The organism is Nocardia mikamii NBRC 108933 (genome assembly GCF_001613505.1).
Taxonomy (GTDB): Bacteria; Actinomycetota; Actinomycetes; order Mycobacteriales; family Mycobacteriaceae; genus Nocardia; species Nocardia mikamii.
Map to the genome: position 1 here is coordinate 1 of NZ_BDCM01000040.1, position 884 is coordinate 884.

Genomic DNA, 884 nt, shown 5'->3' on the forward strand with positions numbered 1-884 from the left:
CACGCGGTGGTGTAGGTGCGGGCGACGAGGGCGCTGCGGAGGTACCAGAGTCCGCTGGCTTGGGTGGGGTCGAAGCCGGTGAGTTGGGCGATGCGTTTGAGGCGGTAGTCGACGGTGTTGGTGTGGACGTGGAGGAGTCGGGCGGTGCGTTGGCGGTTGAGGTTGTTGGCGATGTGGGTTTGGAGGGTGGTGAGGAGTTCGGGGTGGTGGTCGAGGGGGTTGAGGAGGGTGCCGAGGTGGTCGCGTCCGGGGCCGGGGCGGGTGAGTTGGTATTCGAGGGCGAGGTCGTCGAATCGGTAGAGGCCGGGGATTGATTGGAGGCGGGTGACCATGTCGAGGAGTTGGTGGGTTTGGTCGGTGGCGGTGGGGATGTCGGTGGTGGGGGTGGTTGTGGTGGTGGCGGTGATGGGGACGCGGGCGGCGTGGGAGAGGTGGGTGATGAGGGTGTCGAGGTTGGTGGGTGTGGTGGTGGGGATGAGGAGGGTGCCGCCGTCGGTGGAGAGGAGGGAGAGGGTGGTGGTGTGGGTGGTGGTGGCGAGGGCGGCTTGGATGCGGCGGAGTTTGCGGCGGGCGATGATGGTGGGGTCGAGGTGGGGGTTGGCTTGGTCGGGGTGTGGGGGGATGTGGAGGGCGAGGATGTGGTAGTTATCGGCGATTTCGATGCCGCATTCGCGGGCCATGGTGGAGGTGGGGTGGCCGCCGAGGAGGGCGGAGGTGAGGGTGTGGACGGCGTTGTGGTGTTCGGAGACGACGGCGCGGAGTTCGCGGACGTAGGCGTGGGAGACGGCGGTGGTCATGGTGTCGAGGATTTCGACGAGGAGTTTGGCGCCTTGGAGGAGGTTGGTGTAGTCGGTGTGGGTGAGGGTGAGTGTGGGTTCGCTGTC

Annotated in this window: 1 protein-coding gene; it reads right to left on the minus strand. The window is 66.9% G+C overall.

Annotated elements, in window-relative coordinates:
- The coding region (locus NMI01S_RS33635) for a PucR family transcriptional regulator (RefSeq protein WP_063920950.1) at positions 1-884 on the minus strand (884 nt) is incomplete at both ends.